This window comes from Ignavibacteriales bacterium (genome assembly GCA_016709155.1).
Taxonomy (GTDB): Bacteria; Bacteroidota; Ignavibacteria; order Ignavibacteriales; family Ignavibacteriaceae; genus JADJEI01.
In genome coordinates this window covers 1282815-1299190 of the sequence record JADJEI010000001.1, presented here as the reverse complement: position 1 = coordinate 1299190, position 16376 = coordinate 1282815, and the positions used below count along the sequence as shown (strand labels likewise).

At 36.4% G+C, this 16376-nt stretch carries 13 protein-coding genes; 3 read left to right on the top strand and 10 right to left on the bottom strand.

What is annotated here, in order from left to right:
* The first annotated feature begins 173 nt into the window (after positions 1-173).
* Both IPH11_06425 and IPH11_06420 read left to right on the top strand, forming a co-directional pair.
* Positions 174-968: a hypothetical protein gene (locus tag IPH11_06425; GenBank protein ID MBK6913298.1), complete on the top strand. Its 795-nt coding sequence runs from the start codon at positions 174-176 to the stop codon at positions 966-968.
* A 270-nt stretch (positions 969-1238) separates the two neighbouring features.
* On the top strand, positions 1239-1802 hold the full coding sequence (locus IPH11_06420) for a hypothetical protein (protein ID MBK6913297.1): 564 nt from the start codon (positions 1239-1241) through the stop codon (positions 1800-1802).
* A gap of 3 nt (positions 1803-1805) precedes the next feature.
* Here the strand turns inward: IPH11_06420 and IPH11_06415 are convergent, their stop codons facing one another.
* From IPH11_06415 to IPH11_06370, 10 genes are all read right to left on the bottom strand, one after another.
* Positions 1806-2909 (bottom strand): carbohydrate-binding family 9-like protein, encoded by a 1104-nt coding sequence (locus tag IPH11_06415; protein ID MBK6913296.1) that lies wholly within the window; start codon positions 2907-2909, stop codon positions 1806-1808.
* 9 nt (positions 2910-2918) lie between these two features.
* A complete protein-coding gene (locus tag IPH11_06410; GenBank protein MBK6913295.1) occupies positions 2919-3893 on the bottom strand; it encodes a glycoside hydrolase family 130 protein in 975 nt (324 codons plus the stop codon).
* Entirely contained in the window at positions 3890-6838 is a 2949-nt protein-coding gene (locus IPH11_06405; protein MBK6913294.1) for a GH92 family glycosyl hydrolase, read from the bottom strand. The genes IPH11_06410 and IPH11_06405 overlap by 4 nt, the downstream gene beginning before the upstream one ends.
* A 12-nt stretch (positions 6839-6850) precedes the next feature.
* Positions 6851-7552 (bottom strand): hypothetical protein, encoded by a 702-nt coding sequence (locus tag IPH11_06400; GenBank protein MBK6913293.1) that lies wholly within the window; start codon positions 7550-7552, stop codon positions 6851-6853.
* A complete protein-coding gene (locus IPH11_06395; protein MBK6913292.1) occupies positions 7522-8772 on the bottom strand; it encodes a hypothetical protein in 1251 nt (416 codons plus the stop codon). The genes IPH11_06400 and IPH11_06395 overlap by 31 nt, the downstream gene beginning before the upstream one ends.
* Positions 8773-8789: 17 nt before the next feature.
* The gene (locus IPH11_06390; GenBank protein MBK6913291.1) at positions 8790-10361 is read right to left on the bottom strand and encodes a DUF4301 family protein; all 1572 of its coding nucleotides are present in this window, start codon (positions 10359-10361) and stop codon (positions 8790-8792) included.
* Positions 10362-10571: 210 nt separating this feature from the next.
* Positions 10572-11318 (bottom strand): 2,3-diphosphoglycerate-dependent phosphoglycerate mutase, encoded by a 747-nt coding sequence (gene gpmA / locus IPH11_06385; protein ID MBK6913290.1) that lies wholly within the window; start codon positions 11316-11318, stop codon positions 10572-10574.
* 192 nt (positions 11319-11510) lie between these two features.
* Positions 11511-12458 (bottom strand): AEC family transporter, encoded by a 948-nt coding sequence (locus IPH11_06380; GenBank protein ID MBK6913289.1) that lies wholly within the window; start codon positions 12456-12458, stop codon positions 11511-11513.
* Between the two features lie 100 nt (positions 12459-12558).
* Positions 12559-13596: an SPASM domain-containing protein gene (locus tag IPH11_06375; GenBank protein MBK6913288.1), complete on the bottom strand. Its 1038-nt coding sequence runs from the start codon at positions 13594-13596 to the stop codon at positions 12559-12561.
* A gap of 736 nt (positions 13597-14332) precedes the next feature.
* Positions 14333-15493, bottom strand: coding sequence for an MFS transporter (locus IPH11_06370; protein ID MBK6913287.1), 1161 nt, complete (start codon positions 15491-15493; stop codon positions 14333-14335).
* Positions 15494-15610: 117 nt separating this feature from the next.
* Between IPH11_06370 and IPH11_06365 the strand changes: the two genes are divergently transcribed.
* Positions 15611-16366 carry a triose-phosphate isomerase gene (locus IPH11_06365; GenBank protein ID MBK6913286.1) on the top strand — a complete coding sequence of 252 codons (756 nt, stop codon included), beginning with the start codon at positions 15611-15613 and terminating at the stop codon, positions 16364-16366.
* Positions 16367-16376 lie beyond the last annotated feature (10 nt).

Below are 16376 nucleotides of genomic sequence, written 5' to 3'. Positions count from 1 at the left end.
TTTTAATAACCCGGTTAGTTACGCAAAATTTTAAGCAGCAATTCTAAAGTCAGCAATTTGTTCCTGTTAAAAATTTTAAAGGTAAGCTCTTTACTTTTAATTAACGTATTTACAAGTTTACAGCGTCATTAAAAAAATTCTTTCATAATTTATTGAAGGAAGTTGAGGTTTAAATGGATACAGTAGATCAAGCAGTTTTCCCGTTTGGATTACCGGTTGTAAAATTATTTCAAACAGATCGAACTCCTAAAAAAGTTTTTATACTTGGTGTATATTCCGGAACTGTGCAAGCACGCTGGCTTGAAAGAAGCGGCAAGATATTAGCACGCGCTCTTCCTGTAGCGAGCGAACCTGAACTATACTGGTGCGGCGATCAGGAACGAGCCGAACAAATTATAAAAAGTATAAATATTCCGGAGGAACTTGGTCTTCTTATTCCCGAGGGGAAAGAAATTAACGGACCGATTGGGCGTTCATTGGATAAATTATTTTTAGAGCCGCTTGGTGTAATTAGGAAAGATTCCTGGCTTTGCGACATGATTCCTTTTAGTCTGATGAACCGTGGGCAACGAAAGGCGATTAAAAGGTATTCGAGGTTGACCGCTGATAGTTCTCTCCCTCTACCTTCTGTGCCATCTACGGAATTGAAAAATCAACTTGTGGATAGCTGTCGGCGAGAAGAAATATTGGCGGAGATAAATGAATCAAAAGCCGAAATTTTAATTTCTTTAGGAGACCTGCCACTGAAAATGTTTTTGAGCCACCATGGTCTCGAAAAAGTCCGTCTTGCTGACTATTCAATTTATGGCAGACTTCACCCAATAAAACTTGGTGATAGGGAAATTCAATTACTGCCCTTGATTCATCCTCGTGATACCTTACGTGAATCTGGTTACGCAACGCGCTGGTTTGAATATCACAAAAGATGGCTCGAGAAAGATGCGAAGGAATTATTTAAAAATATTTAGCTATTTTTCTTTCAATCTTAACATTTAATTTTTTTATTGATTGATTAAAGTATTATTAAACTATTTCGACCTCGTACAATAATTATACCTTTAATTAATTGTATTATAATTAGAAAGATCTAAATACTTTTCTCTAATAGAGAATAGTAAAACCTATTTTTTTGATTGCCAGCAAATGATTTCAACTGGCATTTATATTGTGCATCAAACTGCGAACGATTAGTCGTTCACGACGCTTAAACTATTAATAATTATTTCATAAGGAATGCTATGCGCTATATTGCTTCCAGGTACAATAAACGAATTCTGTATTTCCTTCTTTTCATGATTCCGGTAATGATAATTCTTTTACTATTTACCTGGCCTCAAAAGAAAATTATAAGAAATGCTTTTGAAGTGAGAAATAGTTTAACATACAATATTGGAAGCGAAACTCCATTCACAGGAATGATACTCGATACCGTCACAACTAAAATCATTGAGTATTATCTTATAGATGGAATAAAGCAAGGAAATTTTATTGTGTACAACTTATCTGGAAATATCGAAGTATTCGGTAAAATGGTTAATAATAAAAATGAAGGTGAATGGAAATATTTTTTCCCCGATGGTAATTTAGAAAGTGTGGGAAATTTTGAAAGCGATAAATTAACCGGCAAATGGTTATGGTATTATCCTGACGGCTCGTTAAAAAAAATCGGCTACTTTCATAATGGTCAAGAAAACGGCAAATGGGTGGAATATAAAAAATCCGGCGATATTCAACAGGAGACTTATTTTTTAAACGGTAAAGTTGTTAACTCTGTTAAACGAGAAGAATTAAAATCCTCATAATTTCTATCGGAAAAAAGTAGATATTTTTCCAGTTTCATCAATCTTAATAACTTCTGCAGATTTTATCTGTTGGTAAATTACCTCAAATGATTTTTGTGCTATAGTAAAGTGAATGGCATTAATAAAGTCTAACCCTAAAAATTTTGTTTCATTTTGAATTTCATTCTTTTCGGCAAATCTACTATTTGCTGCAAAATATTTTTTTTGGAAATAATAAACCTGTCTTAAGCTCCATTTTATTTTTTCGATATCAGGGAGATTAAAATCTTCTGCTGCAAAAAAATCGCTTTCATCACTGAACAAAACAAAACCCCACATTTCCGGGTAATGCATATTAACTAATCCTTGGGGTGACCAAACCCAATTATCTTCCGGTAAATTATTCCCTCGTTCATCAACTATTTTTTGATATTTATTATGTACAACTTCTGTCTTCCATTCAACTCTGGAAAAATTTATGCGCCAATAATCGCCGGGTGAAGGGGGGGTGTTTTTTCCGGCACATTCACTCAGCACCGCCCAAGGAATAGCAAGTTCAATTGTCCATCCAGAATCAATGTCTGAAGTTTCATTCAAAGAGCCGTTTAAATGAACAGCACTTTTTAAACCAGATATGTCCCAAGAATTTATTGCGGGGCCTCCATCGCGATAAGGCTTTATCAGCAGAAGATCCCAAACGGTATTTAGAGCATTTATTTCCAGTTCGTAATACAAGTGGGAATCGCCGTCCGGATCTAAAAAGACTTCAAAGTCATTATCCTGATAAATAACTGTATCTCGCTGCTGAAGTGTCGCCCAAAGATTAGGTTCTTCAAGTTGGGCACCGATGTAAAAGTAATTCTCATCCCAAAGCATCTTTACTCTCGTTTGAAAACGAGGCTGGGGTTTGAGGTGCCCTTCGATATCAACAAATGAATCAGTCCATTTTATTTTCTCCCACTCAGATTCAATTAAATCTCCATCAACTATAATATCGGAACTCGCCTTGACACAAACATAAGTTCTTGGATTAAATGGAATTTGTGGTGTTAAAAATTTGACTTGAGCGGACAAGGGGAAAAAATAAGATAAAATTAATACGAAAAACTTAAATTGAAACTTGATCACTTTTATCTCCTAATCATTGATCGCAGAATTAATTAGATCGTGAATCGTCGTTCCTGCTGAGCAAACTGATGAATCTGCAGCACCGTAATAAATTATAACTTTACCTTTATCAGATGCGTATCCTTTACTGTCGTATTCATCAACAATAATGCCCGATGGAAATACAACGTTGGGAACTTGACCGGTAAGCTCAAACATTTCCCGCGGCTCAAGTATATTATTTCTTGAACGTGCTAGAACTTTTGCAGGGTTTTGCAAATCTAATAACACCACCCCTGCTTGATAAATATTTATACTGCTGAAATGAGTTGCCACTCCGTGATAGATATGAAGCCACCCTTTGCGTGTTTTAATTGGCGGTGGTCCAGAACCAATTAGTTCATCCCAATAATGAGGTCTGCCTGAAAATACTTCACCAACATTTTGCCAGCTTACCAGGTCACTGGATTCGGAAAGTATAATTGATTGTCCGGAAATTACATCGCCATTAAGCATCAGCTTATTGGGACGATGCAGAAGATAGTATTTGTTATTTATTTTTTCGGGGAATAAAACGCCGTTGCGTGATTCCTCATTTGAAATTAAAGAATGGAAATGATATTTCTCGAAATCTAAAGTAGACGCTAAGCCTAATTTGCAACCCGAATCAGTGTCAATTGCAAAAACGATGTAATAAGTGTTGTTTATTTTAGTTAAACGCGGGTCGTAGATATGATAGATAACATCGGTAATTGATTCAATACCTTCAAAAAGAATTAATTTTTTACTAATAGTAAAACTTAATCCATCTTTGCTTGTTGCTTTTATTAAAAAAGTTTCCCGCCCCCTGCTTTGTACGCGAAGTAAAAGCACGAATTCATCATTAAACATTACAGCAGCGGGGTTAAACACCGAGCTAACATTACTTAAAAATGGAATTATATCGGGAATATCTTCCCGCGAGATTAATGGATTATTTGGATTACGAATTAACATAAAAATCATTTAACTATAATTTCATCAGCAAAGACCCAGCATTTTCCACCGGCACCTTTATGCCATTCGGGGCAGACACCTAAATTTTTAGCAATAATTTTAACAAACTTTGCAGATATTTTTAAATCATCAAGCTTGAATTCCTGAATCAGACTTCCTTCTTGCTTTTGTGAAATTTTAGTCGAAACTTTTCCTGCGAATTCAAAATTATTATTATCATTAGAAAAATACACTTCGACATACTCAGGAAAGAATATCCATGAATTTATATCCTGCAGGCAATTTATCGAGACACTTTGCACATTTAATTTTTCTTTCAAATCAATAATGACATCAAGATCATTTCCTTCGTAACCTTGCCAATTCCCGCTGCCATAACTGTTTGAGCCGCGTATCTGATCTATCAGGGCGTTGTCTCCCCCTGCAGTATAACGATTGCTGTAAGGCCGGTTTATGGCGATGCTCCATTTGTGGCTAAGTTTGATAAACTCTGCAATTGCAGTCATGCTTTTAATATCATTATTTGTGACAAATGCTTTAACATAACAGGAGGCATTTATTTCAAATGGTTTTTCGTAAAGGATAAAATTATTTTGAATAGAATCCTTTGAAACTGAATAGTAAATTATATCTGACGGATTGAAAGAATGAATAGTTATAGTTTGCAAGTCGTTGAATGCCATAGACTCTGATTCGATAACAGGCAGGGGGAGTATTTTATTTTCAATTATTTCTGAAACTGGAAAAGAGGTGGTTACGTTAAATATACTTTTATTTAGAGATGAACTCATTTGTATCCTCAAATTGCTGCCCTGAACAATATCATAATGTCTTATAAATGATTTGTTATATTCCACTCCGTTCATCTCTAAAGAGTTAATATATTTATCACTTGAAGAATTATTCTCAGCGATTAATTCGAAATGTTTTCCATTTTCAAGATGAATTGTAACCTTATCAAATAAAGGGCTTCCGAGCAAGTAGATATCAGAACCAGGAGTAACAGAATAAAACCCCATCGCACTCATTACGTACCACGCAGACATTTGACCACAATCCTCATTACCACTTAATCCTTCGGGTGTATCATCATACAAATTAAATATTTCACGAACTTTTTCAGCAGTTTTCCATTGAGCACCAGCAAACGAATACAAATATGCCATGTGATGACTCGGCTCGTTGCCGTGCGCATATTGTCCAATTAAGCCAGTGATATCAGCTTGTTCTCTGCCTGTTAAGTTGCCTGTGGCATTAAATAATTCGTCAAGTTTTTTTATAAAATTTTCATTTCCACCATAAAATTTAATTAGTCCGTTTATATCCTGTGGAACGAAAAACGTGTATTGAAAAGCATTGGCTTCGGTGAAATCACCGCTGACTGAATAAGGATCAAAGGTTTTTGCCCAATCACCGTTTCGTTTGGGACGCATAAAACCGGTTGAAGGATCAAATATATTTTTATAAAATTGTGCACGAGTATTAAATTCTAAAAAATCTTCTTTCTTTCCAAGCAGATTTGCCATAGTAGAAATGCACCAATCGTCATACGAATATTCAAGGGTCTTTGAAACAGATTCATAATCTTTATTTGCAGGTATGTAACCATATTGCTTGTAATATTGCAAACCGAAATGATCGAGCATGGCGCTTTGTTTCATGGCAGAAAATAATTTTTGAGCATCGTAGCCGCGAATATTTTTAACGTATGCATCAACAATAACCGGAATAGAATGGTAGCCTATCATTGTATAAGTCTCGTTGCCTGCAAGTTCCCAAACGGGTAATATTCCACCCTCCTCATACTTACGCAGGAATGTATTGATGAAATCATTTGTACGCGCTTGTTCAATTATTGTAAATAAAGGATGTGCTGCTCGGAATGTATCCCACAAAGAAAAGACGGTATAGTTTTCAAAGTCATCTGCAGTGTGGATAGCATTGTCAGATCCTCTGTATTTACGATCAATATCCATAAATAAATTCGGGGCGATGCAGGAATGATATAAAGCTGTGTAAAAAATCCGTTTGTATTTTAGCGATCCGCCTTCAACTTCAATTTTAGAAAGCTGATCATTCCATATTTCAGAGGCTTTCAATTTTATTTTATCAAAGTCCCAATCCGGAATTTCAGTCTCAAGATTATCTTTGGCTCCTTCAATGCTCACTGAAGAAATACCCACTTTGACTAATAACCCTTCACTTTTATTAAAAGAGAAATTCAGTGCTGCTACAATCTCTGAATTGTTAAATGATCTTAAAATTGAATCTGATTTGTTTTCAGAAAATATTTTATAGGAAGAAATCGGTTTGGAAAATTCAGCATAGAAATAAATTATTTGATCTTTCGCCCACCCCACCGATCGTCTGTACCCGGAGACAGTATTTTCACTTTCAATATTTATTTGAGCATCTGTACATTTATCCTGAATTCCATGCCGGAGATCAATAATCAAATGACCATCGCCGCCGGGGAAGTTATAACGATGAAATCCTGCTCTTGAAGTAGCAGTTAGTTCTGCAAAAATATTATAGTCATCCAGCATCACAGAATAGTAACCGGGTTCGGCATTTTCATTTTTATGAGAAAATTTTGATCGGTAACCTTCCTCGGAATTGGATTTGCTTCCGGGTTCAATTTTTAGTTCACCGGTGGCTGGCATGAATAAAATATCCCCATAGTCGCCGATGCCTGTTCCGCTAAGGTGGGTGTGACTAAATCCCATTATACTACTATCAGAATAATGATAGCCGGAACACCAATCCCAGCCTTCATTATCAGTATCAGGACTCAATTGCACCATCCCAAATGGGAGAGTCGCTCCGGGGAAAGTGTGCCCGTTTTTACCTGTGCCGATAAATGGATCAACAAACTGTATATAATTAGTTTGAGCATTCGTGAGAATTAAACTTGATAATAGTAATTCAAAAGAAAGAAAAAAGAAAATTTTCATAATTCATCTCATTTAGTTTCTGTCAACATAACCGGTGTCATTTTCATCCTTAGTCTGACTATTTAGAAGGGCAAACATAATTTTCAAATCTTTCACTCCCCCTACTGCGAACCAGATAACCACAAAAATAGAAAGAGCAAGATTACTCCAGATAAAAATCTTCCAGAACAACATCCAACTTTCATCTGAAATCTCAGAGGTTAAATTGAAAACTGTTCCAATCACAAAAACACTAACCCAAAGTAAAGTCCAGGTGTAAGTTAAAATATAGATTACTTTGTCACCGCGGGTAAATTCTTCCCCCATCCCTAATATTAACCATCCTTTTTGAGTAAGTGAATTAACAACTGCAGCATCCGTGTTATTATTTCTGCGATTCAGCATTTTATCCAAATCAAACTTTATCTTCTTGCCTGCCAAAGAAACAATAACATAAATTAACGCCGCAGAAGCCATTGCAATTCCCCAAAACTGCTGTCCATTAATGAAAAAACCCGGGACAATTTGATGGACGATAATTCCCCCCACGGCAATTGTAGAACCTGTAATCATCGCACTCCACGCTGCAGCAGTTGTCCCTCTGTTCCAATAAAGCCCTCCGATAATTACTGCACCCGAGCCCCCGGCGAATATTGCACCCGTAATTGCAAAGAAAAGAAAAATGTATTCGCTTTGTTGAAAAATTAAACTGAAAATAAAAATGAAGATTGCCACCCCCAATATTGAAAACCGCAGCAACCGTATATGTTGTTTGGGTGAGAATGGTTTTTTCTAAAAGGCATAATCACATCCTGAATAAAGATACTTCCCCACGAGTGAAGGTAAGTATCGTGATTACCAATAAAAGCAGCAAGCATAACAGCTGCAAAAGCACCCATTAAACCAACGGGAAGAATTTTAACGAGTACCAGTGGAACAGTTAATTGACTTCTTATAGCTTCTGAATTTATTTTCGACAAAGTATTATTTACAGAGGCTGCCTGAATGAAATATTCAGGGTGATGCATAACAGTGTAAGCGATAACCGGAACGAAAACAAGAAACAACGAGTATTGCGGAATGTTACGCCAGTTGCTTAGCACATCTCCCATCTTTGCTTCGTGAGCACTCTTCGCTGAAGTATTGTAGCCTTGTGTTCCCTGCCATGAAAGTTTCCCATAGATAACTCCGGCAACCCCAATCAAAAAATACCAAAAATTAAAATCCTTAACCTGAGCTGTGTGAAAAGGATTGATAAGCGATGCTTCTTTGTGTGTCGAAGTTAAAGTCTCTGATATAATATTCCAATCGAAAGTAAATAAAAAGTAAATCACAATAATTACAAAGACAGCATTAACAAAAATACCCTGAAGAAAATCTGCGACAATAATAGCAATCTGTCCCCCCGCATAAACAAAGAAAAGAGATATAGCTAAAAGAAAGAACATCACAGAAGCATAGGTTGATATTTCAACACCAAACAGTTGATATGTAAATGGTAAACCGCAGAAATAAATAAAAAAACGTGCACCAACGGCAGGGAAAATCCCGAAATTAATTATACCGGAAAAATAAGCGAGAAGCCCGGCAAAGATTCTGAAATTACGGCTGTATCTGATTTCAAAAAATTGCGCCATTGTCAAGGCTCTTGTTTGTCGGAAGCGATACACCACCCATCCGGAAACTGTGATTGCTACGAGAACAACACTCATTGCAAATTCCCACCACCTCATCACAAACCCGGCGATGTAATTCATTTCGAAGTAACCAACAATCGTAATTGCGCCGAGCATCGCCATCCCCTGCGACATTCCGATTAGATATCTACCGGCAGTCCTTCCGGCTGCAAGAAAATCTGCAACATTTTTTAAGTAGTGCCGCGTTGCAAACACACTAAATATCGTCCCGCTCGTAAATAAAACTACAATCAGCCAATCTATAAATGCAAGATTCATATTTTAACAAATCCTATTCATAAAACTTCGGGCTGATGTTCAGCTTTCAGTAAATCGTTAACTTCTTTCACAGGATTAAAAGTGATCTTAGGAACTTCGACAAAGATTGTATTCCAATAATGCATGCTGCCATTCCACAAGCCAGGTAGTTCGAGTGATTTTAATTCTCTGCCGTCTTTTGATTTCATGGCAATTAAGCTGGTAGATGGATTTATAAATTTGTGAAGATCAAATTTGTTTCCCTGAAAATCTTTAATCGAGCACACAATATCAACAGGGTTGAAATGTGTGGATGAATTGAATATCAACCTCTGTTTTTCATTGTTTAAATCAATTTGTGCTGATTCAATGATTTGAAGTGATTGAGTACCGTCTTTTTCTTCTATCCAAAATGGACCGCCGCCGGGATGTCCTTCATTCACTACCATACCGCAAACCCGGAGGGGGCGGTTTAATTTATTAAATAAATATTTTGCTTTTGAATTAACATCAAGTTGAGTGTATTCCGGCGGGAAAGTAAATGATAAAGTTTCTGCCGAAAAATTTTCTATTGAATGAATGTCTTCGTTTTTAATATTGCCGTCAGCAATCTGTTGAATGAAATTAAAAATCTTATTTTGTGTATTAATCAATATCCCGCCAAGGAGCTTTTTGTATTTGACATTTTGTGGATGAAGATATTCCGGAGAAATGTTATCAATGTTTTTTATGAAAATAATATCTTCATCAATATCATTCAAGTTTTGTAAAAGAGCGCCATGCCCGGCTGGTCTGAAAAGTAATTTACCATTTGAATCACGAAACGGATTGTTATTTAAGTCAACCGCAAATGTGTCGGTAGATTTATTCTGGAATGAAGTGCTGATTGAAAAATCAAGTCCGCGGCTTTTATAAATAATTTTAACTTGTTCAAACAAATCAATTAAACGCTGCTGCGATTCTTCTGGAATTGTAAAGTGGATTTTAATTTCACCCGAATGATTTTGAGAGTAACCCACCGCCTCAACCAGGTGCTCTTCAAATGCAGTTCTACTTCCATTGCGGTAGCGGTGAAATTTTATTTCACCTTTCGGAAGGTTGGCATAGTTTAAGCACCGGGATGAAATAACGAGTCCAATCAATTCTCGAATTTTATTTTCAGCTATGAGCGATGAGACGGATTCATTATTCTTTTTAGCAAATGAATCCAGCTCGTCATAAAAAGCAAATTTTTTAATGTTTAAAACGAATTCGAGTATGCAGGCATAGTTTTTATTTAGTGATGCTTTTGATTTTAGGTCGTTAAGAGTTGAATTATTATTCGCCTTGTAGAAATTCTGAAGCTCCTTGAACATTCGTGAAGCCGCACCGCTTGCCGGTGTAAATTTAATCACCGACTTATATTTTATTTGTTCATCGAATATGCGGCAATAGTTTAAAACTTGTTCTTCGTTAAATGATTTGATACCATCGTTTATTTTTGCAGCTCTGTTTAATATAATCGGGGAGAGACCCAATTCAAATATTTTTATTTGATCAACCAAATGCTCAAATGCATGTCCTTCTTCTTTAAGCTGCCGATAATCATTCTCGGTAAGAAGTGATTTCAACTTGTGAATATCCTGGTTCATAAAAGTAGATTAATAGAATGCTGAAAAAGTTTTTTCAAATATAAGGTTCTTATTTAATATTCTCTTTAAGATATTCAAGTTTGCTAATTTGATTAACGTTAAAGAGTAAGTTATTATTCCATTGATCAGCCTGATTTATTAAGTTCGTAAACATTTATCTAAAACAGTACAGTATTCGTTCAAACATTTTTATTTCACCTTCCCCTGTGCGGCAACGGCGGCAGCGGCTTTATGTATTTCTTCTTGATTACCCAAATAGTAATGTTTTATCGGTTTTAATTCATCATCCAACTCATAAACCAAAGGGATTCCAGTTGGTATATTCAACTCGATGATTTCTTTTTCACCAACGTTATCAAGATATTTTACAAGTGCTCTTAAACTGTTTCCGTGAGCAGTTATTAAAACTTTTTTGCCTGACTTGACCATCGGTGCGATTGTACCTTCCCAGTAAGGAACAAAACGAGCGACGGTATCTTTTAAGCATTCAGTTACTGGAAGTTCTTTCTCTTTTAATTCAGCATAACGCGGATCTTTTCCAGGGTAGCGGTCATCAGTTAATTCCAATGCAGGTGGGGGTGTGTCATAGCTCCTTCTCCAAATCTTAACCTGTTCTTCGCCAAATTTTTCTGCAGTTTCGGCTTTGTTTAATCCTTGTAATGCGCCGTAATGTCTTTCATTCAAACGCCAATTGCGGATAACGGGAATCCACATCAAATCCAATCCATCAAGTGTAATCCATAGTGTTCGTATTGCTCTCTTTAGAACCGAAGTGTATGCGATATCAAACTTGTATCCTTCTGTATTCAAAACTTCGCCGGCTTTTTTTGCTTCTGCTAAACCTTTTTCAGAAAGATCAACATCTGTCCAGCCGGTAAAACGATTTTCTTTATTCCAAACACTTTCACCATGGCGTAATAAAATTACTTTATACATTTTTTCTCCTATGCTTTGTATTGTGTTATTAAAATCTTCAATTCAAAAATAAAGAATGAATAAGAGATGTGAAACGTCAAAAGTCAAACGTAAAATGTCAAACGATACAAAGAAGCCATGTTTGTTTCAATATTTTAACAAAACAATTTAACAGTTAAACAATTAATCAATACGTCATTACTACAATCAAAATTAAATTACGCCAATATTTTTCATTACTAAAATTCCAAAAGCAATAGTGACTACGGAAGCAAGAGTTGTAATCAGAATAATATTGCCTGCAAGTTTTCCATTTGCTCCCATTGTTTCTGCCATTATAAAACTTACGATAGCAGTCGGACAAGCAAACAAAATAAACATGATTCCAAGATCTACTCCTCTGTAACCAAACAAATATGCAAGCGGTGTAAGCACTAAAGGAGCAAAAATAATTTTGATTGCGGAAGAAGATATTGCAATTGATGAAGCGCGTTTAATTTCTTCGATGTTCAGCGAGCCGCCAATGCCAATCAGAGCAAGCGGCAAAGCGACGTCAGAAAGATAATTGATTGATTGTAAAATTGCGGGGTGAAGTTCAATTTTATAAATTGAGAAGGGGAGGGCTATAATTACAGCAAGTATTAATGGATTAAAAAGAATTTCTTTAAATGTTCCTTGCATATTTAGCTTTTTGATTTTTCTCATTGGAACGGTTAACGCTACTACTGCAAGCACATTATACAATGGTAAAACAAACGCAAGCAAAATTGTAGCCTTCCCCAAACCGCTTTTACCAAATAGACTTGAGATGAGAGCAAGTCCAACTATTGCATAATTTCCTCTGAATGCGCCCTGGATAAAAGCACTTCTGTCACGCGGATCCTTTATATACGGTATTGAAACTACCCAGCTTAAAACAAACATTAATAAAGTGCCTGCGTAAATAAACCCAATCTGTCCAAGTTCAAGTGCCTTGCTTAAATCCAATTCGCTGATTTCGATAAATATAAATGCCGGCAGCGATACAGAAAAAACAAACTTGCTTATTACCTGCACAAAGTTTTCGTTTATGATGTTCATCCATTTTAATAGATACCCCAATGCAACCATAAGGAATACCGGCGCAACTGTGTTAGTGGTGAAGATTATGTTTTCTATCATAGGCGAAATTTTTTTTTATTGATATCATCCTTCGACAAGCTCAGGATGACAGGCGTCTGTCACGCTGAGCCTGTCGAAGCGTGACAAAGAATGAGTAATTCTATCTCAGTCTTTGATAGATTTCGCATTTTGTGCAGACAGTTTGATCAATCTTTCCTTCATAATTAATTTTATTGAATAAACTTCTTGAGTATTGATATTTTTCGTTGTGCCAGATTTCTTCAAATGTTTCTTTGGTTAAATCACCCCAAATATTTTCTTTGCTTGTTACCCAGCAGCAGGGGGTGATTTTGCCATCCGGATTTATTACAGTTGATTTGAATAGCTGATTGCAGGCTTCATCGTTTAACGGAAGTTTGTTTCCGTTTTTATAATAATCTAAAATAAAATTTTGATTTTGCGGCAGCCACTCTTTCATTCGTTCTTCAAGAGTTCCCGCGAAAGCAAGATCGGGGATGTCATCCGCCAGTCCCATTTTATCAAAAAGAAGTTCAACTCCTATTTGCTTTGCAAGCTGTTTTGCGTAATCTATTTCGTGCTCGTTGTAACGGTTGACTAAAAATTTCCATACGATTTTAGGATCGCGTTTTTTTAATTTCTTTTTAGCTGAAACAACTAATTCCATATTTCGTTTCACCCAATCGAAGTTTCCCTTCACCCTGTACTTTTCATAAGTCTCTTGCGAGGCGCCGTCTGCAGAGATTACAAGTTGATGCAATCCCGACTTGACAAGCTCCTCAAAAAAATCCTCTTTTTGTTTGAAGCTGAAATTTGTGTGAGTGATTGTGTAAATATTTCGTTTAACAGATTCGCGAATGATGTTGAATATTTCGTGATGCAGAAGCGGCTCACCCCAATTGAAAAGTATAACAACACGAAGAGAGGGAATTTTATCAAGCACCATTTTAAAAGTATCGAAAGACATTTTCCCTTTTTCATAATTCTGATTCTTTGATGCACACAACGGACAATCAAGATTGCAGATATTTATCGGATCAATTATAGCAGCTTTGGGAAGGTTGGGGGTAAGTGTGTTGGCGTTGAACGAATGCTCCAGCCAATGCGAAATCTTATGCTGAATGCCGATTGGTATTCTCTGCCACAAAGAGAGATATGTGTTAAAAAAGAAAGAATTCATCTATCTATTATTCTTAAATAAAAACTTTATCAAATATAACGAAAGGATTTTTGTGAAGTTAGATTTTGACAAAATAAAAATCCCGCCGAAGTAATGTGTAAATTTATTCAGGGCTGCTGCACAAGCTGATTGATTAACTGTAATTCTTCTTTTTGTTATTCACTAAATTGTACTATGTTTTTCTGTTTAATGGAAGCAGTTTGGCAGGTCAAAAAAACTTCATTTTTCGAATAAAAATCACACCTATAACTACAAAACCTTCTAAAATTGGTTGTTTTGAGCATTTTCCACTATTTATGAATCTCGCACCAATATCGAAGCGTCATCCATTGATATTATTGAGAGGTTCAACGATCTCGAAAGGGCATAATCGAGATTATTGAGCCTTCCACTGATATTGTTGGATCGTCCAATCATATCATTGAGCCTTCATTTTGTCTCGAAAACGCATAATCGGGACCAATGAGCCATCCAATGATATCGAACCACTATCCATTGATATTGTTGCGGCACGCCTCAAACGTCAAAAATAGTTCCAAAAGCGTGAATAATTACCCCTGGCAATTATCAAACAGCATTTGAGTTATCGAACGATTTATCAAAAAGAAAAACCTACATACCCGGGCCCCCCCCAAAAAAAAAAACCCAAACCCCAAACAGCACCAAAAAAATTTCCAAAAAATTTTTTTGAAGAGGAAAAAAATTTTTTTTCAGTTCAGTAGGACAAAATATTTTTTTAATCATTAGAAACTTTTACACGCACCAGAAAAATCATAACTACAAAACTTATTATTGCCGATAAAGTAAATGGCACCCGCGATCCGAATTGATCCCACAAAACGCCGGTTGCAAATGAGCCGAGCATAATTGCAAAACTTGACAACATTGTCAGCAATCCAATTGCAGTCCCGCGCTGTTCATCGGGAATAATATCGGAGACCCACGCTTTGGAAATTCCTTCGGTTGATGCGGCGTAAATTCCATAGAGCGCAAAAAGCAGCCAGACAATATTTATATTATCAATAAAAGCAAATCCTAAATAGACAAAGGAAAAAATTAGCAGTCCGAATGTAAAGATTTTTTTCTTGCCGTATTTATCTGCAAGTCCGCCAAGGGGGTAGGAGGCAGCAGCATAAATAATATTGTAAAAAACATATCCGAATATCGCAAGCGAACTTGAATGAGAAATATCTTTCGATTTTAATATCAGAAAAACATCGCTGCTGTTTACAAGCGAGAACGTCGTAATTAAAATCAATAGTGTTTTGTAATGCTTTGGTGAGCTTTTCCAGAATTCAAAATAATTAAAATGAGTTTTTGATTTTACCGAAATCGGTTTATCCTTTACAAAAAAAGTAAATCCAACGGCAATAACAGAAGGCACGAATGCAATTAAAAATATCAACTGGAAATTTTCGGGGAAGAAATTCAGCAGTGCCAGTGCTGCCAAAGGACCGATAGCCGCCCCCAGTGTATCCATTGCGCGGTGAAATCCAAAGACTGCACCCGAGTTTCCATTACTGTAACTTCCGAGCAAAGCATCGCGCGGTGCTGTGCGGATTCCCTTGCCGATTCGATCACCCACCCTTGAGGCAAGCACAATTGGAACTGATTGCAAAATTCCCGGAAGCGGTTTTGCCAATGCCGAAATTCCATACCCGATTAATACAAATACCGAGCGCTTACCGATTTTATCGGAGAGATTTCCGAAATATCCTTTCAAAAGACCTGCTGTTATTTCAGCGATGCCTTCGATTATTCCTACAACTGCCATTGATGAGCCAAGCACGGCAGTTAAAAAAATTGGAGTGATTGGATAAAGCATCTCGCTGGCAACGTCGGTAAACAGGCTTACCATTCCGAGGATTAAAACAGGACGGGATATTTTTGTTTTCATATTTTTATTAAAATTTCTTCGGGGTTTTTTTGAAAAAAAACACAAGTCTATTAAAGTGCAAAGACATTTTTATTTTCTTAATTTTGTTTAACAAATATTATAATCTTAGAGGAAATAATGCGTAAAAAAGTAATTGCCGGCAATTGGAAAATGAACAATGACCTTCAAGCTTCTGAAAAGTTGATCGTCGAATTAAAAAATCTTTTAAAAAATAGTAAAGCTAATTGTGAAGTTATTATCTGTCCCGCTTTCACTTCATTGTCAGAAGCATCAAAGCTGATCGAGGGAAGTGCGATAAAATTGGGCGCACAAAACATTCACTTTGAAGACAGCGGTGCTTTTACCGGCGAAGTTTCTTCCTCGATGTTAAAATCTGTTGGATGCGGGTTTGTAATTATCGGGCATTCCGAGCGACGGCATATTTTCGGCGAAACAGATGATATGATTAATAAGAAAATTAAAAAGGCTTTATCGGCAGGACTGAACCCTATTTTTTGCATCGGAGAATTATTGGAAGAACGAGAACGCGGAATTACGAACGATGTTATCAAAAGACAAGTCTTAAATGGCTTGAATGGAATTTCGGTTGAACAAATGAAAAATGTTATCATAGCCTACGAACCTGTTTGGGCAATTGGCACCGGAAAAACAGCCACACCCTTACAAGCACAGGAGGTACATTCGTTTGTAAGAAGTTTAATCTTGGATAAATTTGGAAAGACCACTGCTGAAAATATCGTAATTCAATATGGCGGAAGCGTAAAACCGGATAACGCTAAGGAATTGCTCTCACAAAATGACATTGACGGTGCACTTGTCGGCGGCGCTTGTTTGAAAGCAGATTCTTTTATGGGAATTATATTATCGGCTTAAAAAGTTTGTT

Coding starts and splice junctions, on each gene's coding strand:
- IPH11_06425 (MBK6913298.1), top strand. CDS start 174: ATGGATACAGTAGATCAAGCAGTTTTCCCGTTTGGATTACCGGTTGTA.
- IPH11_06420 (MBK6913297.1), top strand. CDS start 1,239: ATGCGCTATATTGCTTCCAGGTACAATAAACGAATTCTGTATTTCCTT.
- IPH11_06410 (MBK6913295.1), bottom strand. CDS start 3,893: ATGATTTTTATGTTAATTCGTAATCCAAATAATCCATTAATCTCGCGG.
- IPH11_06405 (MBK6913294.1), bottom strand. CDS start 6,838: ATGAAAATTTTCTTTTTTCTTTCTTTTGAATTACTATTATCAAGTTTA.
- IPH11_06395 (MBK6913292.1), bottom strand. CDS start 8,772: ATGAATCTTGCATTTATAGATTGGCTGATTGTAGTTTTATTTACGAGC.
- gpmA (MBK6913290.1), bottom strand. CDS start 11,318: ATGTATAAAGTAATTTTATTACGCCATGGTGAAAGTGTTTGGAATAAA.
- IPH11_06380 (MBK6913289.1), bottom strand. CDS start 12,458: ATGATAGAAAACATAATCTTCACCACTAACACAGTTGCGCCGGTATTC.
- IPH11_06375 (MBK6913288.1), bottom strand. CDS start 13,596: ATGAATTCTTTCTTTTTTAACACATATCTCTCTTTGTGGCAGAGAATA.
- IPH11_06370 (MBK6913287.1), bottom strand. CDS start 15,493: ATGAAAACAAAAATATCCCGTCCTGTTTTAATCCTCGGAATGGTAAGC.
- IPH11_06365 (MBK6913286.1), top strand. CDS start 15,611: ATGCGTAAAAAAGTAATTGCCGGCAATTGGAAAATGAACAATGACCTT.